The 23963-nt window shown below is 63.9% G+C and carries 25 protein-coding genes; 8 read left to right on the forward strand and 17 right to left on the reverse strand.

Annotation, left to right across the window (positions count from 1 at the left end; genetic code table 11):
• Nucleotides 1–488 precede the first annotated feature (488 nt).
• Complete coding sequence (locus JKG68_RS13350) at nucleotides 489–896, forward strand: DUF1236 domain-containing protein (RefSeq protein ID WP_202060163.1); 408 nt, start codon at nucleotides 489–491, stop codon at nucleotides 894–896.
• Between the two features lie 54 nt (nucleotides 897–950).
• On the opposite strand, the gene JKG68_RS13355 is transcribed toward JKG68_RS13350, so the two are convergent.
• A complete protein-coding gene (locus tag JKG68_RS13355) occupies nucleotides 951–1994 on the reverse strand; it encodes a COX15/CtaA family protein (protein WP_246515408.1) in 1044 nt (347 codons plus the stop codon).
• A gap of 106 nt (nucleotides 1995–2100) precedes the next feature.
• Between JKG68_RS13355 and JKG68_RS13360 the strand changes: the two genes are divergently transcribed.
• Nucleotides 2101–2361 (forward strand): DUF2842 domain-containing protein, encoded by a 261-nt coding sequence (locus JKG68_RS13360; RefSeq protein WP_312890792.1) that lies wholly within the window; start codon nucleotides 2101–2103, stop codon nucleotides 2359–2361.
• On the opposite strand, the gene JKG68_RS13365 is transcribed toward JKG68_RS13360, so the two are convergent.
• Entirely contained in the window at nucleotides 2358–2552 is a 195-nt protein-coding gene (locus JKG68_RS13365; RefSeq protein WP_202060167.1) for a hypothetical protein, read from the reverse strand. The two genes, JKG68_RS13360 and JKG68_RS13365, sit on opposite strands and share 4 nt — an antisense overlap.
• A 105-nt stretch (nucleotides 2553–2657) precedes the next feature.
• Complete coding sequence (locus tag JKG68_RS13370; protein ID WP_202060170.1) at nucleotides 2658–3029, reverse strand: hypothetical protein; 372 nt, start codon at nucleotides 3027–3029, stop codon at nucleotides 2658–2660.
• Nucleotides 3030–3698: 669 nt separating this feature from the next.
• Between JKG68_RS13370 and JKG68_RS13375 the strand changes: the two genes are divergently transcribed.
• Both JKG68_RS13375 and JKG68_RS13380 read left to right on the forward strand, forming a co-directional pair.
• Nucleotides 3699–4115 (forward strand): BA14K family protein, encoded by a 417-nt coding sequence (locus JKG68_RS13375; RefSeq protein ID WP_202060172.1) that lies wholly within the window; start codon nucleotides 3699–3701, stop codon nucleotides 4113–4115.
• A gap of 219 nt (nucleotides 4116–4334) precedes the next feature.
• Nucleotides 4335–4610 (forward strand): hypothetical protein, encoded by a 276-nt coding sequence (locus JKG68_RS13380; protein ID WP_202060174.1) that lies wholly within the window; start codon nucleotides 4335–4337, stop codon nucleotides 4608–4610.
• A 109-nt stretch (nucleotides 4611–4719) separates the two neighbouring features.
• Here the strand turns inward: JKG68_RS13380 and JKG68_RS13385 are convergent, their stop codons facing one another.
• Nucleotides 4720–5709 carry a L,D-transpeptidase family protein gene (locus tag JKG68_RS13385; protein ID WP_202060176.1) on the reverse strand — a complete coding sequence of 330 codons (990 nt, stop codon included), beginning with the start codon at nucleotides 5707–5709 and terminating at the stop codon, nucleotides 4720–4722.
• A gap of 61 nt (nucleotides 5710–5770) precedes the next feature.
• Complete coding sequence (locus tag JKG68_RS13390) at nucleotides 5771–6511, reverse strand: extensin-like domain-containing protein (protein WP_202060178.1); 741 nt, start codon at nucleotides 6509–6511, stop codon at nucleotides 5771–5773.
• A gap of 195 nt (nucleotides 6512–6706) precedes the next feature.
• On the opposite strand from JKG68_RS13390, the gene JKG68_RS13395 reads away from it, so the two are divergent.
• Both JKG68_RS13395 and JKG68_RS13400 read left to right on the forward strand, forming a co-directional pair.
• Nucleotides 6707–7264, forward strand: a complete 558-nt coding sequence (locus JKG68_RS13395) for a hypothetical protein (protein ID WP_202060180.1) — start codon at nucleotides 6707–6709, stop codon at nucleotides 7262–7264.
• 188 nt (nucleotides 7265–7452) lie between these two features.
• The gene (locus tag JKG68_RS13400) at nucleotides 7453–9729 is read left to right on the forward strand and encodes a CDC48 family AAA ATPase (RefSeq protein ID WP_202060182.1); all 2277 of its coding nucleotides are present in this window, start codon (nucleotides 7453–7455) and stop codon (nucleotides 9727–9729) included.
• A gap of 122 nt (nucleotides 9730–9851) precedes the next feature.
• On the opposite strand, the gene JKG68_RS13405 is transcribed toward JKG68_RS13400, so the two are convergent.
• The 7 genes from JKG68_RS13405 to argE form a co-directional block, all read right to left on the reverse strand.
• Nucleotides 9852–10289, reverse strand: coding sequence for a hypothetical protein (locus tag JKG68_RS13405; protein WP_202060184.1), 438 nt, complete (start codon nucleotides 10287–10289; stop codon nucleotides 9852–9854).
• A gap of 429 nt (nucleotides 10290–10718) precedes the next feature.
• Entirely contained in the window at nucleotides 10719–11723 is a 1005-nt protein-coding gene (locus JKG68_RS13410) for an ABC transporter ATP-binding protein (protein WP_202060186.1), read from the reverse strand.
• Nucleotides 11720–12712, reverse strand: coding sequence for an ABC transporter ATP-binding protein (locus tag JKG68_RS13415; RefSeq protein ID WP_202060188.1), 993 nt, complete (start codon nucleotides 12710–12712; stop codon nucleotides 11720–11722). Before JKG68_RS13415 ends, JKG68_RS13410 begins: the two co-directional genes overlap by 4 nt.
• Nucleotides 12713–12726: 14 nt before the next feature.
• On the reverse strand, nucleotides 12727–13683 hold the full coding sequence (locus JKG68_RS13420; RefSeq protein ID WP_202060190.1) for an ABC transporter permease: 957 nt from the start codon (nucleotides 13681–13683) through the stop codon (nucleotides 12727–12729).
• Nucleotides 13684–13693: 10 nt separating this feature from the next.
• The gene (locus JKG68_RS13425; protein WP_202060192.1) at nucleotides 13694–14674 is read right to left on the reverse strand and encodes an ABC transporter permease; all 981 of its coding nucleotides are present in this window, start codon (nucleotides 14672–14674) and stop codon (nucleotides 13694–13696) included.
• A 105-nt stretch (nucleotides 14675–14779) separates the two neighbouring features.
• Nucleotides 14780–16378, reverse strand: a complete 1599-nt coding sequence (locus JKG68_RS13430) for an ABC transporter substrate-binding protein (RefSeq protein WP_202060194.1) — start codon at nucleotides 16376–16378, stop codon at nucleotides 14780–14782.
• A 152-nt stretch (nucleotides 16379–16530) separates the two neighbouring features.
• Entirely contained in the window at nucleotides 16531–17685 is a 1155-nt protein-coding gene (gene argE / locus JKG68_RS13435; protein ID WP_202060196.1) for an acetylornithine deacetylase, read from the reverse strand.
• Between the two features lie 133 nt (nucleotides 17686–17818).
• On the opposite strand from argE, the gene JKG68_RS13440 reads away from it, so the two are divergent.
• Both JKG68_RS13440 and JKG68_RS13445 read left to right on the forward strand, forming a co-directional pair.
• Nucleotides 17819–18214, forward strand: a complete 396-nt coding sequence (locus JKG68_RS13440; protein ID WP_202060198.1) for a RidA family protein — start codon at nucleotides 17819–17821, stop codon at nucleotides 18212–18214.
• On the forward strand, nucleotides 18211–19182 hold the full coding sequence (locus JKG68_RS13445) for a threonine ammonia-lyase (protein ID WP_202060201.1): 972 nt from the start codon (nucleotides 18211–18213) through the stop codon (nucleotides 19180–19182). Before JKG68_RS13440 ends, JKG68_RS13445 begins: the two co-directional genes overlap by 4 nt.
• Nucleotides 19183–19221: 39 nt before the next feature.
• Here JKG68_RS13445 and JKG68_RS13450 read toward each other — a convergent pair whose 3' ends face one another.
• The 5 genes from JKG68_RS13450 to JKG68_RS13470 form a co-directional block, all read right to left on the reverse strand.
• On the reverse strand, nucleotides 19222–20184 hold the full coding sequence (locus JKG68_RS13450; RefSeq protein WP_202060203.1) for a catechol 2,3-dioxygenase: 963 nt from the start codon (nucleotides 20182–20184) through the stop codon (nucleotides 19222–19224).
• A 73-nt stretch (nucleotides 20185–20257) separates the two neighbouring features.
• On the reverse strand, nucleotides 20258–21391 hold the full coding sequence (locus tag JKG68_RS13455; RefSeq protein WP_202060205.1) for a 5-methyltetrahydropteroyltriglutamate--homocysteine S-methyltransferase: 1134 nt from the start codon (nucleotides 21389–21391) through the stop codon (nucleotides 20258–20260).
• A 5-nt stretch (nucleotides 21392–21396) separates the two neighbouring features.
• Complete coding sequence (locus tag JKG68_RS13460; RefSeq protein ID WP_202060207.1) at nucleotides 21397–22167, reverse strand: ABC transporter ATP-binding protein; 771 nt, start codon at nucleotides 22165–22167, stop codon at nucleotides 21397–21399.
• Nucleotides 22160–22912, reverse strand: a complete 753-nt coding sequence (locus tag JKG68_RS13465) for an ABC transporter ATP-binding protein (protein WP_202060209.1) — start codon at nucleotides 22910–22912, stop codon at nucleotides 22160–22162. Before JKG68_RS13465 ends, JKG68_RS13460 begins: the two co-directional genes overlap by 8 nt.
• Nucleotide 22913: 1 nt before the next feature.
• Nucleotides 22914–23948: a branched-chain amino acid ABC transporter permease gene (locus tag JKG68_RS13470; RefSeq protein ID WP_202060212.1), complete on the reverse strand. Its 1035-nt coding sequence runs from the start codon at nucleotides 23946–23948 to the stop codon at nucleotides 22914–22916.
• Nucleotides 23949–23963 lie beyond the last annotated feature (15 nt).

Here is a 23963-nt window from a genome sequence, read left to right on the forward strand (position 1 = left end):
ATTGTTCACCTGTAGCAGAGCAAGTACTGATTTCCTAATTCCTGCCCTGATCTCTCTGTGAATATCCTCATGAGCCATCGACCATGGCTGCTTTCCGATCTTCGAGAAGCCTTCGTCTCGTCCGTTGATTCTCTCGCAAAGCACCCGCCCGCAGCATCGGAGCGAGCGCACAAGGCACTGTATACGTTTGGTAATCCGGGTTTCCGGCAATCCCATGCCTGAAGATTAAGCCCGGTTCGATGCGCCTTGGAGAACAGGATCGGCCGACGCGAGGCATTTTCAGGGATTTCGCGCATTTTGCAGTATCGGCCGATGATCGATGATGCCCGTCTGTTTCCGCAGGATCTTGGCCTGAGCTGTCTCGTCCTTGGGACCTCGGCTGGCCTTCCGACACTTTGATTCCTAAAATCGAAACAAGCTGACAAAGGCGGAACCACGCTTTCGCTTGCTCGTTAAGCTCCTAACTTCACCAGTTTAGGAGCTGACAAATGTCGAAGAAGATTCTGTTTGCCGGTGCTCTTCTCGTAGCCCTGGCCCCTGTTGGCGCTTTCGCTCAGTCGGGCGGCGCAGCAGCCGGCGCAACGACGGGTGCCGTCGGCGGCGCCATCGTCGGCGGCCCCATCGGCGCAGCCGTGGGTGGCGTGACGGGTGCTATCGTGGGCGGCCTTGCCGACCAGCAGCAGCCCCGCTTCCGCCAGTATGTGGTGACCCAGGACGTCCCGTCCTATCGCTACCAGGAAGAGGTTCGCGTCGGTGCGACCCTCCCGGCTTCCGGCGTGCAGTATTATGAGGTTCCGGCCGAGTACGGCGTCAGCAACTACCGCTACACGGTGGTCAATGACACCCCTGTTCTGGTCGATCCCGGCACCCGCCGCATCGTCCAAGTTGTTCGCTAATCTCCAGCGGAACAGCTGAAATGGGGGGCGGCCCTTGGGCCGCCCTTTTTCATGTCAGCCGAGGCTCACGCGGGCATGGACAACCGCCATGGCGAGCACTGCCATGGCAAAGACCTGATGCGCCAGTCCGGCCCAAAGCGGCACCACGAGCAGCAGGGTCACGATGCCGAGAACCATCTGTGCCAGCGTCAGGCCGGCCATGGCCGTTGCTCGGCGCGCCGTCTTCGAGGCGGCCGCCAGACGGCGGATGCTCCAGGCATGCCACAGGGCGAATGCGACGATGGCATAGGCCACGAGACGGTGGTTGAACTGAACCAGGATCACGTTGTCGACGAAGTTCTCGATCCAGGGGTTCATCACGAACAGGGCAGAGGCCGGAGGCACGAGTGCGCCGTCCATGAGCGGCCACGTGTTGTAGCTGAGGCCCGCCGTCGAGCCCGCAACCAAGCCGCCCAAGGCGATCTGGAACAGGATCAGCCCGACGAGAATCCGGGGCGCAACGCCTGCCGCTCTCTCCTCGCCGGGCTGCTGGGATCGATCCTTCAAACCGGCCGCCACCCAGACGAGGCAGGCCAGGATGATGCTGGCAACCGTCAGGTGCAGGGCAAGCTTGATCGGAGCCACGGCCGTCATGCCGGGCTCAAGCCCTGACGCCACCATGATCCAGCCGATGGCGCCCTGCAGTCCGCCAAGAGCCCCGATGCCGAGAAGGGTCAAGGCGAGTCGGCGCTTGATGGCTCCCCGTGCCCAAAACCATACAAGCGGCAGGAAGAAGACCAAGCCGAGCAAGCGGCCAAGCTGCCGATGGCCCCACTCCCAGGCATAGATGAATTTGAACTCGGACAAGGTCATGCCCTTGTTCACGAGCTCGTATTGGGAGATCTGGCGATACTTCTCGAACTCGACGGTCCAGGCCTGTTCAGTCAGCGGCGGGATGGCTCCGGTGACGGGCCTCCACTCGGTGATGGAAAGGCCGGAGCCGGTCAGGCGCGTGGCTCCGCCCACCGCGACCATCAGGACGACTAGTGCGGCAAGGCAATAGATCCAGGCTCGGACGGCGGACAGGGATTGGGTCCGGGGCATGCGCGCCAGCGGCATGCCCTCGGTGGAGGCTGCGACAGCCATGCTCACTCTCATCGTGGATTAGGGCTTGAACCCAGAATACGAGCTGTCACATAAAGGCAATGCCTCTTGGAGGCAATTCATGCCAGTGACGCACCGCTACGACGAAGCGTCTGACAAAAGGAACTCGGCCATGGGCGTGCGCCTGCGCAAGCTGATCGGAACAGTGGTGATGCTGGCCTTCATCCTGTTCTATGCGCTGTTCGCCATGGCTGTGGCCGAGGGCAGGATCACTCAGGCACCCAAGCTTGTGCAGACTTTGGCCTACATCGTCCTCGGGCTCATCTGGGTGGTTCCCCTGATGCCGCTGGTGCGCTGGATGGCAAAGCCCGACAAGCCCTAGGCGCCGCCTACCCCTTCGATGATCTTGCCCGTGCCGCCGCAGTTCGGGCACGACGTCACGCCGATGCGCCCGCTGCCCTTGCACTCCGGGCACAGGTTCTCGCCGGTCCCGGGCGTTCCGGGCTCGGCTTCATCGCCAGGGTTTAGCTTCGTCCCATTTGAAGCGGCTTGGTCTTTCGGTGTGCTGGTCATGGCTAAGCTCGCGCTGGATCTCCTGCGATCAACGCAGCAGCGGAATCTGGGTTGCTTGACTGGCCAAAAGAAAAGGCCCGCCTGAAGCGGGCCCTTCCGGAAATCTTAGCGGCAAACCCTGCGGCTGCGGTGCTCCCAGCCCCAGCCGGGCACCCATTCCCGGTATCGCTCGGTCTCGCAATGCTCCACGTAGACACGCTCCCGAACCGGACGCTCGTAATAGACCGGCGCCCGCTCCTCGACGTAAACCGGCGGAGGGGGCGGAGGAGCCCGATAGACCGGAACCGGCGCCGCATAAACAGGAGGAGCAACGGCGGCCCCAACGGCAGCGCCGACGGCGAGCCCACCCAGGGCGCCGATGGCCACGGCCGCCCCGGGGGAGAGGCGATCTCGCGCTGCGGCCGGTTCGGCGGCAGCCAGGCCGGCGACCAACGCCACAGCAGCGGCAGTACCGGAAACAAAACGGAAGACCTTCATGATCAGCACCTACGACCCGAGGGAGGTTACCTGGCTCCCTCTTCCTGCCATCAGATATACTGTTCGAAACCTCTCCAGAAGCTGAATGAAATATTGCAAAGCCCCGGTTGGGCTTGAATTTGCAGCGATGGTAATCGAGCCCTTAACGGGCTCGCTACAGCTCTCCCAAGAGCAACTGTGCCTGGGCGGTCAGTCAGCTACCGTTCGAAGGGGCTCCGCAGCATGGGACGTTGTTCCCAATCCGAGCAATCCCGCTAAGGACAAGATCAATGTGAGGCAGCGCATAAATGCCTACTCTGAGAGAGATTATAATAAAACATACAACCTTTGGCGAATTTTTACCAAGAAATCCAGTGCCGGGCGTCCGAATAAGGGACTGCCCCCTTTTGACGCATTCATCCGGCGCCCAGGTTTCGGCGGACTTTGAAGAAGATCATCCATAGACCTGGAAAGCCGCATCTTGGTTCAGGTCCCGATCAATCTCCCCGGGACGAACAGATCCTTTAGAATTCCAAGCGGGCTTCCATATACGATCAATCTAATATTACGTTTCATCAATCCTTGAGATCCGCCCCTTACGAATATTTTGCAAGCTTGGCTGGTCACGCTATATTGCGGCCGCACAAGGGCAGGATCGACGTTCAGCGATTTTGCAAAAAGGAGACCAATATGCGCAAATTCGTTACGGCTCTGGTCGGCACGGCAATGCTTGTCTCAGCATTGCCGGCGAGCGCAGCCCCCCTCCAGACACGGTCGATGCCGGAAGTTCAGGCGGCATATCCCAACGAGAGCTACGCGCAGTATTACTACCGCCGCGGCTACCATCACCGTCCCTATTACCGCCATCGGCACTACAATCGGGGTAACGGCGCGGCTGTTGCGGCCGGTGTCGCAGGGCTCGCTGCCGGCGCTCTGATCGCCGGCGCCATCGCCAGCCAAGCCCAGCCGGCAGCTGCTCCTCCGCCTCCAGGAACCGTGGATCCGACGGTCGCGGCCTATTGCGCGCGCAAGTACCGCTCCTACGATCCGGGAACAGGAACGTTCCTGGCGAGCAACGGGATGCGGTACGTCTGCACCTATCCGTAAGCGAAAGCTTCTCCTGAAAAGTTTCGGCCCCGCCGCAGCCCTGCGGCGGGGCTTTCGATTTCGGACGCCTTGCATCCTGGCCAAGGCTTTACCTGACGCGGCCCCGCGTTAGAACTCAGAGGATGGCTCGCCTCTGCCCGAGCGGCTTTGGCCCGCATGCCGATCGGCCCGCACCTCGCCCGGCGCAGGCTTTCTCAAACCGAAAATTAGGATCGCCTTATGGCTCAGGACCCTGACAGCAACGGAACGGTTGTTCCTCCCACCGAAGCAGCCATCGTGACCTCCGGCAACATGACGGAACTTGAGCTGGTTCTGCCGGATATGGGCGACAGCGATCTGCCCGAAATCGCGATTTTCCTCGTGGCCTGCGCCATGCGCTTTCACAGCGATCCCGATTTCGTCCATGAGCAGCTGGAGTGGCTCGTCCAGGCGCACGATTCCGAAGTGGACGAAGGCATGAGGCCGGACCAGCTCAATTCCGCCAACGACGATTGACGGGGCGGATCGCCCCGATGCTCCAGAGCATCCTTCGGCGAAATGGGTCCGGTTCCCCCAATGCGGCAAACCGAACCCTGGAGTTGATCCAACGTCAGTGGAAAGAACTCTAGTCGAGGAAGGCCACGGGGGTGCCCTTCTCGACCATTTTCGACAGCTCCTCCACGTCCCAGTTCGTCAGCCTCACGCAGCCCTGGGAATAGACTTTCCCAACCTTCTCGGGCTCCGGGGTGCCGTGGATGCCGAAGGACTCGACGGAAAGATCGATCCAGGTGCTCCCGACCGGGTTGTTCGGACCCGGCTTGATCTCGAACTTCTCCTTCGCCTTCACGCCCTTGAAGCCATACTCGGGATTGTAGGTGTAGTTCGGGTTCGGTGCGACCGCGCGCACCGTATGGGACCCGCTGGGCGCAGGCTTCTCCTCGCTCCCGATGGAGGCCGGGTAGACGGCCATCACCGAGCCGTCCTTCGCCAGCGCGCGCAGCACGCGCTCGCTCTTCACGATTTCGATCTTTGCAACCTTCTCCGGCTGTTTGCCCGGCTCGGCCTTGGCTTCCACATTCGCCACCACGATGGACGCGCCGGCCTCATCGAACCGCTTGCCCGGGTTCAAGGCCTTGAGCAGATCCTGGTCCATATGGAACCGCTCGGCCAAGAGTTCCTCCGGGCTCGAATAGCCCAACCGGTCCAGGCTCGCCTGCTCCTCCAGCTTGTCCGGGACCTTGACGAAGGGGCCTTTCACATCCTCGTCGCGGATCGTGTATGCGATCAGCGCGGGCTCGGCCGAAGCCTCGTTGAGCTTTCTCCAAAGCTCCTCGTCAAGGGCTCCATCAGGCTTCAGGCCCCGCGCCTTCTCGAACGCCTCGATGGCGTTCTGCAAGTTCTCGCCCTTCCGCCCATCGATGACGCCCGGCGAGAAGCGGGCGCGATCCAGAAGAACCTGCGCCTTGATCAGGAGCGGACTGATCTCTTTTTCATTGCCCCCTTCCGCAGACCATTCGGATTTATTGACGGCATCCAAGTCCAACGGCTGGGGCGCAGCAAAGGCCGGGCTCAGGAGGCTGAAAAGCCCGAGAGCGGCGCAAACGACAGGTTTCATGAGATACTCCACAGACGGGGTCATGAACAACAAAGCCCGGGCTGCGTCCCTGTTCCCGCGTTTATTGGCAAATGCGGTAGTCGCCCTTGCGCTGCCGCAGATCGAGGTGCAGGTGGTCGCCATGGGCGGCGTCGGAGCCTGGTCCGAGCACCGTCGTGAAGATGGGACATGCCGCCTTCTGAACGGCGGCCTGGAAAGCGGACTCCGGGGAATCCGCAGAATGTGCGCTGATCGCCAGCGGCCCCCGCTTGGCGAACTCGAACCCCATGACATCGACCCCATTGCCAAAGGCATGTTCGCTCAGCTTTTCACCGTTTCGCTGATCGCGGCACTGGTAGGATGTTCCAATCAGGAGCTTCGTGGGTGCGCTTTGAAAGTGACGCTCGGCCTCGGGAGCGACCGCATCGCTCATCCAGCGCGCAAGGCTCTCCGCGACAGGGCACGCCATCAGGGAGGCCGGCGCAACCTCGACGCCGTTGGGCAAGGCCGACACCAGAACCGGACTGTCGATGCTGCAGGCCTTCTCCCGGACGGACGGACGGCTCTCGAAACGCAGTCCCAAGCGCGTAATGCGTTCGAGGCAGGCGGCATCGGCACTGCTGGGTTCGGGGGCTTTCGGTTCCGCACCGTCCTCCTTGGTCGGCACCTTCACGTCGGACGGCTCGGGCGATGGGACCGCCGGCGGGTCCGGCCGGGGCGGCGGCAAGGGCGGCGACGGGCTCTGTGCCGCAACAGCACCGGCAAGCATCATCAGGGCAACGACGCCTCCCAACCGTCCCGCCATGCGGCCCCAGGTGAGCATGTGAGCTCCAATCTCTCAAGCTTGCCTCTCTATAACCCTCATGCTCCGAAGCTTAGTTCCGCATCATTCTTCGGAGAGGCTTTCTCCGCCTCGCAAGCGCACCAAAAATGAGTTAATAATGGAGCAGGCCCGCTCTCAGCAGGTACCTCGCCAAAGCCTTTTGGCCAAAGCCTCCTGTTGCCCGAGAAAGGATGTATGATGAGTGCGGTTCCGGACGGCTCTATCGACTCCGACAGGATCCTGTCGCTGGCCTCCAAGCATCATGGAAGCCACCAGAGGCCTTGCACGAAGCGCATCGCGGAGCTTGAGGCTCTCACCGCCCGATTGCGGGCCGAGCTTCAGGAAGCCGAGGCTGAACTGCAGCGGGAGAAAGCGCGCGTTCCCTTGCCGGGCGATTTCGTCCGCTGTCCCCTGACGAACTTTTTCGGCCGCGTCACCAAAGTGACGCCCCGTCCTCGCGGACGCGCTTGGGTTGAAATCATCCTCTACCTCGGTCCAGGCTTGCCGGGCCATTCGGCCATGGATCTCTTCGACAGCTGGGAGCTGATCGACCCGCCGGGAGAAAGCAGCGACGCCGCCTCCTCTGCTGCACCATTGTCCGACCCACTCCCTTCCGTGGACAATGTCCCGCGGCTCCCCTCGGTATCCAGCTTCAATATTCTCGGCAAGCCGGCGCTGGCCCTGCAACCGCCCGACAATATCGAAAGCCTGATCGGGGATCTTTGGGCCAATCCCGACAGGCGAACGCGCTGACGCGGTCGGGCCGCAGGCCGCGCCCGCCTGCAACAAATCCAGTCATGTGGCGTTTGCCCAACGGTTTCGCGGCTCCAAACAGCCGTCGAGGCTCCCGACGCGTGGCACTCGGAAGATCTGAACCCTCGAGCCCCTTCCCTGCACCAGCCACGGCATGATCGATCGCTCGAACGATGGGATAGTGAGCAATGGCAGATGATGGCCAGCCGGTCCGCCTTCAGGTTGCAAATGCCCGGCCGGACGACTCGGGCCGAGGCATCGCGCGGATGAGCCGGCAGGCTCTTGCGGAGATCGGTGTCCAGGAAGGCCAAGCCGTCGAGATCATCGGCAAGCGCCACACCACCGCAATTGCCGTCACGCCCTATGCGGAGGACGAAGGGCTGAACATCGTGCGCCTCGACGGCCTGCAGCGCGTCAATGCAGGAGTCGGAAGCGGCGATCACGTGGAGGTGAAGCGCGCCGAAGTACGCCCCGCGACACGGGTCGTGCTGGCTCCGGCCCAGAAAGGATTGCGCCTCCAGGGTTCGGGCGATGCCCTCAAGCGCACCTTCTACCAGCGCCCCCTGACGGCGGGCGACGTGATCTCGACCTCGGTATACTCGCAGCGCTCCGCCGATAAGAGGCTTCCAGAGGAGCTCCGCGGCCTCTTGAACATCCCGGCTTACGGTCTCCAGGAAATCCGGCTCGTCGTGGTTTCGACCCAGCCGCGCGGCATTGTGCATGTCACGGCCGAGACGGAGATCGAGCTGCGCCCGCAATTCGAGGAGCCGCGAGAAGCGCGGCGCGCAGACGTCACCTATGACGATATCGGCGGCCTCGGCAGCACGGTCGATCAGGTGCGGGAGATGGTGGAACTTCCCCTTCGCCATCCCGAGCTCTTCCAGCGCCTGGGCATCGATCCGCCGAAGGGCGTTCTGCTTTACGGCCCTCCGGGCACCGGCAAGACCCGCCTGGCCCGCGCCGTCGCCAACGAAACCGAAGCCCAATTCTATCACATCGCAGGCCCCGAGATCATGGGCCGGCACTACGGCGAGTCCGAGCAGCGCCTGCGCCAGGTGTTCCAGGAGGCCCAGCAGAACGCGCCGGCCATCATCTTCATCGACGAGATCGACAGCATCGCGCCCAAGCGTGAAGAGGTCACGGGCGAGGTCGAGCGGCGTATCGTGGCCCAGCTGCTGACCCTGATGGACGGGTTGGAGCCGCGCCAGAACATCGTGGTGATCGGCGCGACCAACCGGCGCGAAGCCATCGACGAGGCCCTGCGCCGGCCGGGCCGGTTCGACCGCGAGATCGTCATCGGCGTACCGGATGAACCGGGCCGCCGGGAGATCATGGGAATCCACACCCGCGGCATGCCGATCGCCGAGGATGTCAATCTCGACGATATCGCCCGCACCACCTACGGCTTCGTCGGCGCCGATCTTGCGGCGCTTGCCCGGGAAGCCGCCATGGATTCGCTGCGCCGCATCCTGCCGGGCGTCAACCTGAGGGAGGGGATTCCCTCGAACGTGCTGGAGAGCCTGCAGGTCTCTCGGGCGGATTTCGTCAACGCCATGAAGCGGGTTCAGCCCTCGGCCCTGCGCGAGATCATGATCCAGGTGCCGAACGTGACCTGGGACGACATCGGCGGCGTCGAGGAAGCTCGCACACGCCTGCGGGAAGGCGTGGAGCTTCCGCTCAAGAGCCCGGAATCCTTCCGCCGCCTCGGGATACGCCCGGCGAAAGGATTTCTGCTCTTCGGCCCTCCCGGTACCGGCAAGACGTTGCTGGCGAAAGCAGTCGCGCGCGAAGCGCAGGCCAATTTCGTGGCGACGAAGTCCTCCGACCTGCTCTCCAAATGGTACGGCGAGTCGGAGCAGCAGGTCTCACGGCTTTTCGCCCGGGCCCGTCAGGTGGCACCGACCGTCATCTTCATCGACGAGATCGACTCCCTTGCGCCCGTCCGTGGCGGCGGAATGGGCGAGCCTGCCGTCACGGAGCGCGTGGTCAATACGATCCTGGCCGAGATGGATGGTCTCGAGGAACTGCAGGGCGTGGTGGTCATGGCGGCCACGAACAGGCCCAATCTGCTCGACCCAGCCCTGCTCCGCCCCGGACGCTTCGACGAACTGATCTATGTGCCGGTTCCCGATGCCCTCGGGCGCAGGCACATTCTCGGCATTCATACCAAGGCCATGCCCTTGGCCCCGGACGTGGATCTGGACACTATTGCCGAGCGGACGAACCGCTTCACCGGCGCGGATCTTGAGGATCTGACCCGCAGGGCAGGCCTGTTGTCCCTGCGCGAGTCGCTTCAGGCGCAGCAGGTGACCATGGCTCACTTCGAGCAGGCTCTACGGGAGACCCGCCCATCCGTTACGCCGGAGATGGAGCGCGAGTACGAGGAGATGGTCGGCACCCTGAAGCAGACTGGACCGCAGCGCCAGCCGATCGGTTTCCTGCCCTTGAGACAGGCCGCCGAATAAGCCTGCTGCCCGACATCGGGGCCGCACCGCTCAGGGATGTGCCGTGCGGCCTTGCTCGGTTATCGTAGGCAAGAAAAAGGCGCGGGTCCTGGGACCCGCGCCTCGTTCGTCCGCAAAGGTGCTTACTGCGCGCAAGCAACCGGAATGCGGCTCTTGGACTGATAGTCATACACGGTGCGGCAGGGCACACCGTTGATGGTCCGGATCTCATGCGGAGCCGCGTGGGGGAACGGGGAGTTCGGCGTTCCGGAAACGGGAGCGCCCATCATGGGAGAGGCCGGAGCAACCGCGATGCTGCCGGTCGAAACCAGGTCGTCCGCCGGCATCATCGGAGCGGCCACGCCGCCCATGACCTGACCGGCGCAAGCAACCGGGATACGGCTCTTGGACTGGTAGTCATAGACGGTACGGCATGGGACGCCGTTGATCACACGGATCTCATGGGGTGCCGCGTGGGGAAACGGAGAGTTCGGCGTGCCGGAATAAGGCTGGGCCGAGGCCGCGCCGATGGTGCCGAGAGCCATAAGGCCGGCGCCGGCGAAAATCGCGAACTTCTTCATGAATGCCTCCTGTGCTTGTTACGAACATGGCTAAGCGCCATAAAAGACAGAGGCTAAACGCCGTCACCGCCGATGGTTTCCCAATGTAGTTGCCGTGCACGCGTTCGTGATTGTCGCATCTTACAAAGCATAGCTCTGCAATTGCCGAGTTCGAAGCAAGTCGATCCATCACATAATCGTCAGCAGCGCACTGTTGAGCACGATCCTTCGGATCGCAGCCGCGCAGCATATAAAGACTAAGCTTTATTCCCCGGGACAACTACATCAATATACATGTCAGTCCGGGCTCTACGCGATCCCCGCGCGAGCCAGAGGGCGCTCGCCGGTGGACGAACGAAAACCAGCGCCCGTCCGGAACGACCCCTGACGATCGCGGAAGCGCATTCCCTTCTGAACGGGTCGGCGGATCAGGTGAACGCCTGCGAGCCCTCAGGCCGCCGCATCGATGGCGAGGCGTCCCTCATGGATGGCATGGCAGGCCACGCCTCCGAGCAGGGGCGGCACCTCGGTCCTGCAGCGGTCATTGGCAAAAGGACAGCGCGGGTTGAAGGTGCAGCCGGAGGGTGGGCTGATCGGGTTGGGGATCTCGCCTTTCACCGGAATGCGCTGGCGCCCCGTCATGCCCACGTCCGGCACCGCGTCGAGCAGCATGCGCGTGTAGGGATGCTTCGGCTGGGAGAACAGTTCGCGGCCGTTGGAGATTTCGACGATGCGGCCGAGATACATCACGCCGATGCGGCTTGCCATATGGCGCACGACGGCAAGGTTGTGGCTGATGAACAGGTATGTGAGCCCCAGGCGATCCTGCAGGTCGCGCATGAGGTTGAGGATCTGAGCCTGCACGGAAACGTCGAGGGCGGAGGTGGGCTCGTCGCAGACGATGAACTCTGCATTGGACGCCAGCGCCCGGGCGATGGCGATGCGCTGGCGCTGACCGCCGGAGAACTCATGCGGATACTTGCGACCGTCCGCCGGATGAAGACCGACCAGCGACAGCAGCTCGCCAACGCGGTCGGTGATCGCCTTCTCGCTCTCGATCAGCCGGAAGGCCCGGATCGGTTCGGCTACGATGCGGTCCACCTGCCAGCGGGGATTGAGGCTGGCATAGGGATCCTGGAAGATCATCTGGATCCGCCGCCTCAGGCGCTGACGCTCGCCCAGGGCGGCATGGCTCGACATGGAAACGCCGTCGATCATGACCTCGCCGCTCGTGGGCGGCAGCAGGCCGACCACCATGCGGGCCACCGTCGACTTGCCGGAGCCGGATTCGCCCACGAGAGCGAAGGTCTCGCCCTTGGCGATGGAGAAGGACACGCCGTCGACGGCCTTCAGGTACTGCTTCTCGCCTCCTTCCAGGACCCGGTTGAGCCATGGCTTGGAGACATCGAAAACACGGCGCAGGTCATTGACCTCGACATAAGAACGCTCTGTCACGCAACGGCCTCCGAGCCGACTGACGATTGATCGTAGAGATGGCAGGCCACGCGGTGCTCGCTGTGCTGAATGGGTTCCGGCCGATCGACCCTGCAGCGGTCGAACACGTAAGGGCAGCGCGGATTGAATGGACAGCCGGGCGGTATGGCCGACAGGCGCGGCATGGAGCCCGGGATCTGCACGAGGCGCTCCGAGTCGCCTTCCAGCGACGGGATCGCGCCCATGAGCCCCTTGGCATAGGGATGAAGCGGGTTCTGCACCACGTCCCGTACGGGCCCGATCTCCGCAATCCGTCCGGCATACATGACGGCGACCCGGTCTGCGGTTTCGGCGATCACGCCCATGTCGTGCGTCACCAGCATGATGGCCGTGCCGTGCTCGCGCCCCAGCCGCTTCAGGAGCGCGATGATCTGCGCCTGGACGGACACGTCGAGGGCGGTCGTCGGCTCGTCGGCGATGATGAGCTCGGGCTCGCCGCAGAGCGCCAGCGCAATCACCACGCGCTGGCGCATGCCGCCGGAGAACTCGTGCGGGTAGCTGTCGATCCGCTTGTCCGGTGCCGGAATCCCGACCTCCGCCAGAAGATCGATGGCGCGCCTGCGCGCCGCCGAGGCGGACATGTTCGTGTGGGTGCGGATCGTCTCGATCAGCTGCTCGCTCACGCGATAGAGCGGATTGAGGCTCGTGAGCGGATCCTGGAAGATCATGCCGATGCGCTTGCCGCGCACCTTCCGCATCTCGTCCGGGGGCAAGTTGTCGATGCGCATGCCCGACAGGAGGATTTCGCCTCCGGCAATCCGGCCCGGCGGATCGATGAGGCCGATGACGGCCGAGCCGGTCACCGATTTGCCTGCACCGGACTCACCCACGACGCCGAGCACCTCACCCTTGCCGATATCGAATGAGATGCCGTCGATGGCCTTGAGGATGCCGCGCCGGGTGACGAACTCGACGCGCAGATCCCGAACGGAGAGAATAGGTTGAACCATGGACATTGCCTCTCTCATCGCAGTCTCGGATTGAGCGCGTCCCGGAGCCAGTCGCCCAAGAGATTGATGGCGAGGACCAGAAGCGCAAGCGCAATGCCCGGAAACGCGACAATCCACCACTCGCCCGAGAACAGGTAGTTGTTGCCGATCCGGATCAGGGTTCCGAGCGACGGCATGGTCTCCGGCATGCCGGTGCCGAGGAACGACAGGGTCGCCTCCGTGATGATGGCAAGCGCCAGGTTGATGGTGGCGATCACCAGCACCGGCCCCAGGACGTTGGGAAGAACGTGCCGGAACATGATCACGGGAGCCGGCAGGCCGATGAGCCGGGCGGCGGCGATATAGTCCTTGTTCTTCTCTACCATGACCGAGCCGCGCACGGTGCGGGCATATTGCACCCAGAAGCTCAGGCCGATGGAGAAGACCAGCACCGACAAGGTCATCATCTCATCCAGCTGGCCGCCCAGCACCGCCTTCACGACCCCATCTACGAGAAGGGCGATCAGAATGGCCGGAAAGGTCAGCTGCACGTCGGCCACGCGCATGATGAACGCATCGACCGTACCGCCCACATAGCCGGCGATCAGGCCGAGCGCGATGCCCAGGGTCGCAGAGAAGGCGACGCCGAGGAAGCCGACCGCCAACGAGATCCGCAGGCCGTAGAGAATGGCCGAGAGGATGTCACGGCCCTGCTCGTCCGTTCCCAGCATGAAGGGCGCCTGCCCTTCCGCGTTCCAGAGGGGCGGCAGCCGGCTGTTCATCAACTCGAGTTGCGCCGGATCGAAGGGATCCTGCGGGGACAGGACCCCGGCCAGAACGGCGGCCGCCATGAAGACCGCGGTCAGGAAGGCCGCCGCCATCGTCAGCTTGGAGCGCTTGAAGCTCGCCCAGACATCGCTGTCGAAGAACCGGCCGGCCCATGAGGTGGGCTGGGCTTGCGGCGCGGGTGCCGCCTGAATTCCTTCTGCCATGGTTCCCTCCTCAGACCGGTTGCCGGATGCTGGTTCGCAGGCGAGGATCAACCACGGTGTAGAGGATGTCGACGGCGAGGTTGATCACCACGAAGATCAGCGCGACGAGCATGAGGTACGCCGCCATGATCGGGATATCGACATTCTGCACCGCCTGAACGAAAAGGAGTCCCATGCCCGGCCACTGGAACACGGTCTCCGTGATGATGGCGAACGCGATCACCGAGCCGAACTGCAGGCCCACGATGGTGATCACCGGAACCAGCGTGTTCTTGAGCGCATGCCCGAAATGGATGGCGCGGGTGGAAAGCCCCCTCGCCCGGGCGAACTTGATGTAGTCGGTGCGCAGCACCTCCAGCATCTCGGCCCGGACGATACGCATGATCAGGGTCATCTGGAACAAGCCGAGCGTGATGGAAGGCAGTATGAGCGCCTTAAGGCCCGACGTGGTGACAAGTCCCGTCGACCACCAGCCGATGCGCACCGTGTCGCCGCGGCCGTAGCTCGGCAGCCATCCGAGCGTGACGGCAAACAGATAGATCAGCAGAATACCGATCAGGAAGGTTGGAAGCGAGATGCCGACCAGCGAGATCGTCTGGAACACTTTCGCCATAATGCTGTCCCGCTTCAGACCCGAGAAGACGCCCATCAGCACTCCGAACCCGGTAGCGAAGAGGGTCGCACAAAGGGCCAGTTCGAGGGTCGCAGGCATGCGCTCGGCCAGCAGGTCGGAGACAGGCTGCCGGAACTGATAGGACACGCCGAATTCGCCTTGTGCGGCCTGAGCCAGGTAACGCGCGAACTGCACCGGAACCGGATCGTCGAGACCGAGGGAGCGGCGGACCTGTTCCCGCTCCGCGGCAGGTGTATCGAGGGAGACGATCTGGTTCACCGGGTCGCCGGCAAAGCGGAACATCGCAAACGAAATGATCCCGACGGCCAGAAGAACGCCAATAGCCTGAAGCGCACGTCGGATAACAAAAGCAAACATGTACAATCTCTAGATCGCTGCGCCTTGAGCGGAACGGCTCACCCAAGGCCTCCGAATGAATCGTCCCGGGCAGCGGACTGCCCGGGACGAGCGATCAGGCCAGGACTATTCCTTCTTCTGCGCCCAGTAGAGCAGCACTTGGTTGTCGGCGCGCTGGGTCAGGCTCACCTTGTTGGAGACGCCCCAGGCGAGAGCCTGCTGGTGCAGCGGGATGTAGCCGTATTCGTTGGCCGTGATCTGATAGGCCTGCTTGATCATCTGGTCGCGCTTCTCTTTATTGGTCTCGACCAGGATCTTGTCGGTCAGCTCGTCATGCTGCTTGTTGCAGAAGTTGCCGAGGTTCGCTTCACCGCGGGCGGACTGCGGATTGTCGCGGCAGCCCTCGATGTCGAACAGCACGTTGTGGCTGTCGAAGGTGCTCGGTGTCCAGCCCAGCAGATAGAACGAGGTTTGGTAGTTGCCGGACTTCAGCACCTTGGCGAAGTACTGCGCCTTCGGCTGGGTCGTCAGGTTGACCTTGACGCCGGCGCGGGCAAGCATCCCGACGACGGCTTGGCAGATCGCCTCGTCATTGACGTAGCGGTCGTTCGGGCAGTCCATGCCGACCTCGAAGCCGTTCGGGTAACCGGCATCGGCCAGAAGCTTCTTCGCAGCCTCGACGTCGTATTTCGGACGCACGAACTCGTTTGAGAGGCTGAAGAGCTGCGGGGCGATCATCAGCGCGGCCGGCGTGGCCATGCCGCGCATGACGCGGGACTTGATGGTCTCGATGTCGATGGCCTTGTAGAAGGCCTCCCGGACACGCTTGTCCTTGAAGGGGTTCTTGCCCTTCACGTTCGAGAACAGAAGCTCGTCGCGGGTCTGGTCGAAGCCGAGGAAGATGGTGCGCAGCTCGGGGCCAGCCAGCACCTTCGCAGTGGCGGTGCTGTTCACGCGCTGGACGTCCTGCAGCGGAACCGGTTCGATCACGTCCACCTCGCCGGAGAGCAACGCAGCGACGCGGGTGGCATCGGATCCGATAGGCGTGAAGACGATCTCGTCGAGGTTATGCTCGACCTTGCCCCACCAATCCTTGTTGACCTTAAAGACGGTCTTTACGCCCGGCTGATGGCTTTCAATCTTGAACGGGCCGGTGCCGTTGGCGTTCAGAGAAGCATAGCTCGGCGTTGTCGCGGCAGCAGGAGTCGGCGCGACGCTGTTGTTCGCCTCCGACCACTCCTTGTCCATGATATACCAAGTGTCCCACTGGGCATTCAGGATCGGGTTCGGTGTCTTGAGCTTCACGTCCACCGTGTGGTCGTCCACCTTCACCCACTCGGAATCGCTGGTGACATTGGTCTGGAAGTTCGACCCTTGCGCCCGTACTCGGGTGGCCGAGAAGATCACGTCATCGGCGTTGAACGGATTACCGTTGTGGAACTTCACGTTCTTGCGCAGGAAGAGGCGCCAGGTCAGCCCGTCCTCGCTGATCTCCCAGCGCTCGGCGAGACCCGGCTCGATGCCAAGATCCTTGCCGCGCTTGGTCAGGCCCTCGTAAACATGCCCGTGATGCGCAATCGTAGTGGTCTCTTTCAGGGTATAGGGATCGAGCGACTTCAGGTCGCCCTGATTTGAGTAGCGCAGGGTCACGGCCATGGCCGGCAGGGCTGCCCCAGCCATAAGCGTCGCAACTGTGGCGACTACAAATTTCGAACGCATCGTCATGTTGTGTCATTCTCCTCTGGAAGCCCGCGTCTTCGCGCGAGGTTCTTCTTGTCGGAAGACCGCATTATTGCCGCGTTTCTTCCTTCGAGCCCGAAGTTAGGCAGGAAAGCGGGTCAGGGTCTAGCCCTGACTTGGGCCAATCTGATCAGCAATTAGGCACAGAGATCACCGATTAGGCGCCGCAACACGCCCTCGCCTGCCTCGAACTCGCTCACCTCGATGTACTCGTCGGGCTGGTGAGCCTGAGCAATATCGCCTGGCCCGCAGACCACGGTCGACCAGCCGACGCGCTGAAAGAGACCGGCCTCCGTGCCGTAGGACACCACGTGGGTGCCGTTGTCGCCCGTCAGCCGGCGCATGAGGCGCTCGGCGGCGCCGTCCGTTTCCGGCCGCAGCCCAGGCACCTCCGCGATCAGTTCCACGGCCACGCCCGTCTCGGGAGCGATGGCCTTCATCCTCGGCTCGATCACGTCGCGGATATAGGCCCCGTAGCGTGAGAGATAATCCTGTGGGCTCTCCGTCGGGATCGCCCGGATGTCGCTGAAGAACCACGCGGAAGACGAGACCACGTTGGCCGCGCTGCCGCCCACCATCATGCCGCAATGGAGCGTTGTATAAGCGGGCTCGAACGGATTGGCCGGGTCGGCCCGGCGCCTGTTCTCCTCCATCACGTCCTCATGCCAGGCGATGAGCCGCGCCGCGTTCATGACCGCGCTCACCCCCTGGTCGATCCGGCTCGAATGCACCGCGTGTCCGGTGACCTGGGTGCGCAGCTGCACGGAGGCCTTGTGCCCTGTCACCACCGCGTGGCGCGTCGGCTCGCCGACGATCACGGCGGATGGCATAGGAATCGAATCGCACATGGCCCGCACCATGGAAGGCGCCCCGCGGCAGGCGATCTCCTCGTCATAGGACAAGGCGATGTGAACCGGCCGCTTCAGTGACGCCCGCACCATCTCGGGCACGAGAGCGAGCACGAGCGCATCGAAGCCCTTCATGTCCGCGGTGCCTCGCCCGTAGAGGCGGCCATTCCGCTCCGTGAGCGTCCAGGGATCGCTGGACCAGGCCTGCCCCTCGACCGGCACCACATCCGTATGCCCCGACAGCACGATGCCGCCTTCCACCCTTGGCCCGATGGTGGCGTAGAGGTTGGCCTTGTCGCCCTCGGGGCTCATGACGATGTGGCTTTCGACGCCATGGGAGCTCAGCCATTCCCGGCTGAACTCGATGATGTCGAGGTTGCTGCTTGTGGAAACGCTCGGGAAGGCAATCAGACGCGCAAGCATTTCGCGGGGTGACAGGGACATCAGGCAACTCTCCTTGAGTAAGGACGCAGCATCCGACCCCGTCGAGCCCCCGGTCAAGACGCTTTTCTCGGCCGTGAACGTCTAAGATTTGTTGACGAAACAGGCATGCTCCCACCATGATCGCGCGCTCGCCATGACCCGTTCCCCTGTTCATACCTCCGACGCTGCCCCGCCTGCGGGGCCGTACTCCCAAGCCATCCGCGCGGGAGACATGATCTTTGTGTCGGGCCAGCTGCCGCTCGATCCGGGCGGCACCCTCGTAGGACTTGGCGACATCAAGGCTCAGACGCGCCGGGTGCTCGACAACATCGCGGCCATTCTCCGCGCGGCCGGATCGTCCCTGGACCAAGTCGTCAAGACCACCGTGTTCCTGACCAGTCTCGATAATTTTTCCGGCATGAACGAGATCTATGCATCCGTTTTCAAATCACCCTACCCGGCCCGTTCGACCGTGGAGATCGGCCGGCTTCCCGGCGGCATGCTCCTCGAGATCGAATGCATAGCCCTTGCCGAACGGAAAACCCCATGACCGCCTTTGACGTGACCCTGTCCGACATCGAAGCCGCCCGCAGCCGCATTGCCGGGCACGCAAGGCGCACGCCGGCGTACGAAAGCGCCGTTCTGTCCGAGCGCCTCGGCCGCCGGATCGCCGTGAAGATGGAGGCCTTGCAGCTTGCGGGCTCGTTCAAGGTGCGCGGCGTGTTCAACAAGGTGATGACCTTGAGCGAGGCCGAGCGCCGACGCGGCCTCGTGACCGTGTCCGGCGGCAATCACGCCATCGCGGTTGCCAGGGTCGCCGGAGCGCTCGGCCTCGACGCGCTCGTGCTCATGCCCAAGGTCACGCCCCGCTTCAACGTGGACCTGACCGTGAAGTTCGGCGCCCAGGTGGAGCTCTGCGAGGACGCGGCGGAGGCCTTCGCCAAGGCCGAGGCCTATGAGCGTGAGGGCCGGCTTTTCGTTCACCCTTACGACGATCCGGCCGTTATTGCGGGACATGGCACCCTCGGGCTCGAGTTCCTGGAGGACATCCCGGACCTCACCCATGTGTTCGTGTCCATCGGCGGCGGCGGTTTCATGGCGGGCACTGCCGCGGCCCTGAAGGCCAAGCGGCCGTCGCTGACGGTCTACGGCGTGGAAACCACAGGCGCGCAGACCATGACGGAAGCGCTCAAGGCCGATCAGCCGGTGACGATCCGCGCCACATCGGTGGCCCGCACCCTCGGGGCGCCGTTTGCAACCCACCGCACCCTTGCGGCCGCGAAGCTCTTCCTGAAGGAGATCGTGCTTGTGGACGACCAGCCCGTCCTTGCCGATGTGAGCTGGATTCTTCAGGCCGAGAAGCTGCTCTGCGAGCCTGCTGCAGCCTGCGTGCTGACGGCTGCCGAGAAGATCGCCCCGTCCTTGCCGGACGACAGCGTGATCGGCCTCGTGCTCTGCGGCTCGAACCTGTCGCTGGACGATCTCGACGCCTGGCGCCGCCAGCTCGGCGCGGCCTGACGATCGGGCTCCCGCGCATTCGCTCGGGAGCCTGTATCTTTAAGGGTGGCCTTCCACCGGCGGCGTTCCATAGGTGTGGAACGACTCCACGGTCTTCATGCCCCAGGCCTGCCCCTTCTTGCGTTCCTCCTCGGTCCAGACGATGGGCTTCCAGTCCGGCGCGAGGATGAGGCGGGCGCCCGCATTGCACACCTCGACCCGGTTGCCGCCCGGCTCATAGACGTAGAGGAAGAAGGTCTGCTGAACCGCATGCTTGTGCGGTCCCGACTCGATCGGCACGCCGGCCTCGAGGAAGATGTCCGCCGCCCGCAGGATCTCCTCACGGCTGTCGAGCGCATAGGTCAGGTGGTGGAAGCGGCCCTTCGCGCCCGTGTGGTCGCGGGTATAGGCGAAATCGTAGCTCTTGTTGGTGAGCGTCATCCACATGCCGGCCTCGGTGCCGTCGTTGAGGACGATCTGCTCGGTGAGGCGACATCCGAGATACCGCTCGAAGAACAGGCGGTTCTCCCGGATGTCGGACGCCAGGCAGTTCAGGTGGTCGAGGCGCCGCACGTTGACGCCGCGGGCCGGAAAGCGCTGGGCCTGGTTCTTCAGGGCGGGCTTCAGCTCGGGCGGGGCCGCGTACCACTCGGTGTCGTAATAGAGCTCGACCACGTGCCCGTCCGGATCGCGGCAGAGAAAGGCCGGGCCGTGGCCGAGGTCCCCGTCCGTCCATCCGATGTCGTAGCCGGTGCCTTTCAGCGCAGCGACCCGGCGCTCCAGCGCCTGCGGGCTGCGGGCCCGGAAGGCCATGTGGCCCATGCCGGGCTGCTTCGCGGCGGTGAGCTTGAGGGAGTGCCGCTCGTAGTCGTCCCAACCGCGGAGATAAACCGAGTCGCCCTGCCGCCCGCTCTCCGTCATGCCGAGCACGTCGACGAAGAAACGCAGGCTCTCGTCCGGTTTCGGCGTGAGCAGCTCGAGATGTCCCAGATGGGCAAGGTCGAGCATCGGCTCGTCCTGCATGGCGATGTCCTTCCCTTGCGAGAACCCGTTCAATCGGACCCGGACAAGGTGTCCGGGCCCCTTCGTCGTTCGATCAGGCAGCTTTTTGAGCGCCGGAGCCCGGGCTGCCCCAGACCTCCTCGGCGATCTCGACGATCATGCGCAGCTTCGCCCACTGCTCGTCCTCAGCCAGGGTGTTGCCTTCCTCGGTGGAAGCGAAGCCGCACTGGGGCGACAGGCAGAGCTGATCGAGATCGACGTACTTCGTCGCCTCGTCGATGCGGCGCTTGATGTCGTCCTTGCTCTCGAGGATGCCGGTCTTGGATGTGACGAGACCGAGAATCACGGACTTGCCCTTCGGCAGGAAGCGCAGGGGCTCGAAGCCCCCGGCCCGGTCCGTGTCCCATTCCATGAAATAGCCGTCGACCGGCATGCGGTTGAACAGCACCTCCGCCACGGGCTCGTAGCCGCCGGACGCGATGAAGGTCGAGCGGAAGTTGCCGCGGCACAGGTGCATGGTGATCGCCAGATCCTCAGGCTTGTCCTTGAGCGCCTCGCGCACCATGCCGGCATAGATCTCCGGCTGCTTTTCCGGGTCGTCACCGCGCTGGCGCAGCATCTCGCGCTGGTCGGGATCGCACAGATAGGCGAACGAGATGTCGTCGAGCTGCAGATAACGGCAGCCCGCATCGTAGAAGGCATGCACGGCCTTGTTGTAGGCCGCGCCCACATCGGCATAGAAATCGTCCATCTCGGGGTAGACGCCCATGTTCATCATCTTCCGCCCGCCCCGGTAGTGGAGCATGCTCGGGCCCGGGATCGTCATCTTCGCCACGCGATCCGTGTTGTCCTTCACGAAGCGGAAGTGGTCGATCATCGGGTGATGGCCGGAGAAGCCGACCTTGCCGGTGACCCGCAGTGCCTTTGCGATGCCGACGCCGCCCTTGAAGTTCATGCCGGAATCGGCCTCGATCGAGGTGACGCCGTCGAGGTGCTCCAGGAAGTCGAAGTGCCAGTAGGCGCGGCGGAACTCGCCGTCGGTCACGGCCTGCAGCCCGATCTCCTCCTGGCGCTTGATCAGGGCGCGGATCTCCCGATCCTCGACCTCCTTCAAGGCCTCGGCAGAAATTTCGCCGTCATGATGCTTGTGGCGGGCTTCCTTCAGGGCCGCCGTGCGCAGCAGGCTGCCCACCATATCGGCGCGAAAAGGCGGTGTGGTGCGTTGCATGGTCCTCATTCCTCCAAGTGTGGTGTTCGAGAAGCGTGATGATCTAATGAGCGGCAGCGCGCCGGCTTCTTCTTCGCCGTGACTCCGAGATGCTGCTCGAGAGCGGCGGGGTCTTCGATGAGCGCGCGGCTCGAACTGGCGTGGACGATCGCGCCGCGGTCGAGGATGAGCGCGCTGTCGGTGACCCCCAGGATCTTCTGGGCGTGCTGCTCCACAACGATGGCCGACATGCCCTCCCCGCGGATGATGCGCGTCAGGGCCGCCAGCAGCTCCTCGATGATGATCGGCGCCAACCCTTCGGTCGGTTCGTCGAGCAGCAGGAGCTTGGGGTTGAGCACGAGTGCGCGGGCGACCGCCAGCATCTGCTGCTCGCCGCCGGAGAGCTGGTTGCCCAGGTTGGACCGGCGCTCCCTGAGGCGCGGGAACATTTCGTAGGCACGATTGACGTTCCACGGTCCCGGGCGGGCCACGGCGGTCAGGTTCTCCTCCACCGTCAGGGACTTGAAGATGTTGCGCTCCTGCGGCACCCAGCCGATGCCCGCATGGGCTCGCTTGTCGGGACGCGCCGAGGTCAGGTTCTGGCCATCGAGCACGATGGTGCCGCTGCGATGGCGCGTGACGCCGATGATGGTGTTCAGCAGCGTCGTCTTGCCGGTGCCATTGCGGCCGAGCACCGCCAGCGACTCGCCGGGCTTGAGGCGCAGGTCGATGTTCGAGATCACCACGGCGTCGCCATAGCCTGCGGAGACGCCCTGAAGGGCCAGAAGATCACTCATCGACGCTCTCCCCAAGATACACGGCCCGCACCTTCGGATCGGTGGACACCTCCTCGACGGTGCCTTCGGTGAAGAGCGCGCCGTTGACCAGAACCGAGATCCGGTCCGCGAAGCTGAAGACGAGGTCCATGTCGTGCTCGATCAGAAGAACCGACACGTCCCGCGGCAGGGCGGCGACCGTTGCCAGCAGCTCATGGCGCTCCGCCTCCGGCACGCCGGCAGCAGGCTCGTCCAGCAGGAGGACGCGGGGCCGGCACGCAAAAGCCACGGCGATCTCCAGCAGTCGCTGCTTGCCATAGGCGAGTTTCGAGGTGCGCTCGTCCAGCACGTCGGTCAGGCGGAAGCGTTGGGCGATCTCGACGATCTCGTCGACGATGGCTGTCTTGCTGCCAATGACCCGCCACCAGTCGCGCCCGCCGCCCATGCGCTCGGACACCGCAAGCCCAAGGGTTTCGAGCGGCGTCATGGCGGGAAAGAGCTGGTTGATCTGGAAGGTGCGGGCAAGGCCGCGCTGCACGCGCAGCTCAGGCCGCAGGCCGGTGATGTCCTCGCCCTGGAGAATGATCTGCCCGGTGGTGGGCTTGATGACGCCGGTCAGCAGGTTGATGAAGGTGGTCTTGCCGGCCCCGTTGGGGCCGATCAGGGCGTGGCGCGCGCCCTGCTCCAGGCGGAACGTCACGTTGTCGGTCGCCACGAGGCCGCCGAAGCGCTTGATGAGACCTTTGGTTTCAAGAGCCGGTGTCATGTCAGACCTCCCGGGCCGGCGTGGTTGTCAGGGGCTGCGGCCGGTCCACGGTCCGGCCCCTGGATCGCGGCCACAGGGCGCGTACCCTTTCCGTCAGGCGTTCCCGGCCCGCCAGCACGATCAGCACCAGGATCAGGCCGATCCAGAACTGCCAGTATTGCGGCGTCCAGGCTGAGATCACGTCCTGCAGGACCTTGAAGATGATGGCCCCGATCAGCCCGCCGTAGAGATAGCCGACGCCGCCGATCACCAGCACCAGCATCACGTCCGCTGAGCGATGGAAGGCGAGCACGTCGAGCGACACGAACTGGGTGGTCTGCGCCAGCAGAGCGCCGGCCACGCCCGCATAGGCCGCCGAAAGGGTGTAGATCGCCACGAGGCGGCGGTTCACCGGGATGCCGACGGCCCGCGCCCTCAGGGCATTGTCGCGGATCGAGCGCAGTGACAGGCCGTAGGGCGACACCACGATCCGGCGGGCGACGACGAAGAGCAGAAAGGTCACCACGAGGCTGTAGGTATAGGCGGTCGTGCCGAAGATATCGAACTCGAACAGGCCGAGGATCGGCCCCATGGCGATCCCCTGAAGGCCGTCGGCTCCGCCCGTGAGCCAGGATGCCTGGTTGGCGATCTCGCCGAGAACAAGCGCGACGCCCAAGGTCACCATCAGCTTGGTCAGGTCGGAACCGCGCAGCACGAGAAAGCTGGTCACGAAGCCGAGGACGGCCGCCGCAATGGCCGCCACGCCCAGGCCGAGCAGCGGATCGGCAAATCCGTCCCTTGCGAGAATCCCGGCCGCATAGGCGCCGAGGCCAAAGAAGGCGGCGTGACCCAGGGACACGATGCCGGCATAGCCGAGGATCAGGTCGAGGGAGAGGGCGAAAAGGCCGATGATCGCGATCTCGTTCAGGATCAGGTGGCGCTCGGGCAGGAGGAACAGGGTGGAGGCCGCCACGAGCCAGAAGGCGATCTCGCCGATCTTCCACCGCCCTCGTCTGTTCAAGGAGGCCCTGACGGAATCGGCGGTGTTCGACAGCATCGGAGTGTTTCCTGT

The organism is Microvirga aerilata, from assembly GCF_016743775.1.
Classification (GTDB): Bacteria; Pseudomonadota; Alphaproteobacteria; order Rhizobiales; family Beijerinckiaceae; genus Microvirga; species Microvirga aerilata.

What these genes read in the sequence shown, in the direction of transcription:
- JKG68_RS13375 (WP_202060172.1), top strand. Translation starts at nt 3,699, where the DNA reads ATGCGCAAATTCGTTACGGCTCTGGTCGGCACGGCAATGCTTGTCTCA.
- JKG68_RS13405 (WP_202060184.1), bottom strand. Translation starts at nt 10,289, where the DNA reads ATGAAGAAGTTCGCGATTTTCGCCGGCGCCGGCCTTATGGCTCTCGGC.
- JKG68_RS13455 (WP_202060205.1), bottom strand. Translation starts at nt 21,391, where the DNA reads ATGCAACGCACCACACCGCCTTTTCGCGCCGATATGGTGGGCAGCCTG.
- JKG68_RS13370 (WP_202060170.1), bottom strand. Translation starts at nt 3,029, where the DNA reads ATGAAGGTCTTCCGTTTTGTTTCCGGTACTGCCGCTGCTGTGGCGTTG.
- JKG68_RS13440 (WP_202060198.1), top strand. Translation starts at nt 17,819, where the DNA reads ATGACCCGTTCCCCTGTTCATACCTCCGACGCTGCCCCGCCTGCGGGG.
- JKG68_RS13380 (WP_202060174.1), top strand. Translation starts at nt 4,335, where the DNA reads ATGGCTCAGGACCCTGACAGCAACGGAACGGTTGTTCCTCCCACCGAA.
- JKG68_RS13450 (WP_202060203.1), bottom strand. Translation starts at nt 20,184, where the DNA reads ATGCAGGACGAGCCGATGCTCGACCTTGCCCATCTGGGACATCTCGAG.
- JKG68_RS13350 (WP_202060163.1), top strand. Translation starts at nt 489, where the DNA reads ATGTCGAAGAAGATTCTGTTTGCCGGTGCTCTTCTCGTAGCCCTGGCC.
- JKG68_RS13365 (WP_202060167.1), bottom strand. Translation starts at nt 2,552, where the DNA reads ATGACCAGCACACCGAAAGACCAAGCCGCTTCAAATGGGACGAAGCTA.
- JKG68_RS13385 (WP_202060176.1), bottom strand. Translation starts at nt 5,709, where the DNA reads ATGAAACCTGTCGTTTGCGCCGCTCTCGGGCTTTTCAGCCTCCTGAGC.
- JKG68_RS13420 (WP_202060190.1), bottom strand. Translation starts at nt 13,683, where the DNA reads ATGGCAGAAGGAATTCAGGCGGCACCCGCGCCGCAAGCCCAGCCCACC.
- JKG68_RS13360 (WP_312890792.1), top strand. Translation starts at nt 2,101, where the DNA reads ATGCCAGTGACGCACCGCTACGACGAAGCGTCTGACAAAAGGAACTCG.
- JKG68_RS13415 (WP_202060188.1), bottom strand. Translation starts at nt 12,712, where the DNA reads ATGGTTCAACCTATTCTCTCCGTTCGGGATCTGCGCGTCGAGTTCGTC.
- JKG68_RS13445 (WP_202060201.1), top strand. Translation starts at nt 18,211, where the DNA reads ATGACCGCCTTTGACGTGACCCTGTCCGACATCGAAGCCGCCCGCAGC.
- JKG68_RS13425 (WP_202060192.1), bottom strand. Translation starts at nt 14,674, where the DNA reads ATGTTTGCTTTTGTTATCCGACGTGCGCTTCAGGCTATTGGCGTTCTT.
- argE (WP_202060196.1), bottom strand. Translation starts at nt 17,685, where the DNA reads ATGTCCCTGTCACCCCGCGAAATGCTTGCGCGTCTGATTGCCTTCCCG.
- JKG68_RS13465 (WP_202060209.1), bottom strand. Translation starts at nt 22,912, where the DNA reads ATGACACCGGCTCTTGAAACCAAAGGTCTCATCAAGCGCTTCGGCGGC.
- JKG68_RS13395 (WP_202060180.1), top strand. Translation starts at nt 6,707, where the DNA reads ATGATGAGTGCGGTTCCGGACGGCTCTATCGACTCCGACAGGATCCTG.
- JKG68_RS13355 (WP_246515408.1), bottom strand. Translation starts at nt 1,994, where the DNA reads ATGCCGCTGGCGCGCATGCCCCGGACCCAATCCCTGTCCGCCGTCCGA.
- JKG68_RS13400 (WP_202060182.1), top strand. Translation starts at nt 7,453, where the DNA reads ATGGCAGATGATGGCCAGCCGGTCCGCCTTCAGGTTGCAAATGCCCGG.
- JKG68_RS13470 (WP_202060212.1), bottom strand. Translation starts at nt 23,948, where the DNA reads ATGCTGTCGAACACCGCCGATTCCGTCAGGGCCTCCTTGAACAGACGA.
- JKG68_RS13460 (WP_202060207.1), bottom strand. Translation starts at nt 22,167, where the DNA reads ATGAGTGATCTTCTGGCCCTTCAGGGCGTCTCCGCAGGCTATGGCGAC.
- JKG68_RS13430 (WP_202060194.1), bottom strand. Translation starts at nt 16,378, where the DNA reads ATGACGATGCGTTCGAAATTTGTAGTCGCCACAGTTGCGACGCTTATG.
- JKG68_RS13390 (WP_202060178.1), bottom strand. Translation starts at nt 6,511, where the DNA reads ATGCTCACCTGGGGCCGCATGGCGGGACGGTTGGGAGGCGTCGTTGCC.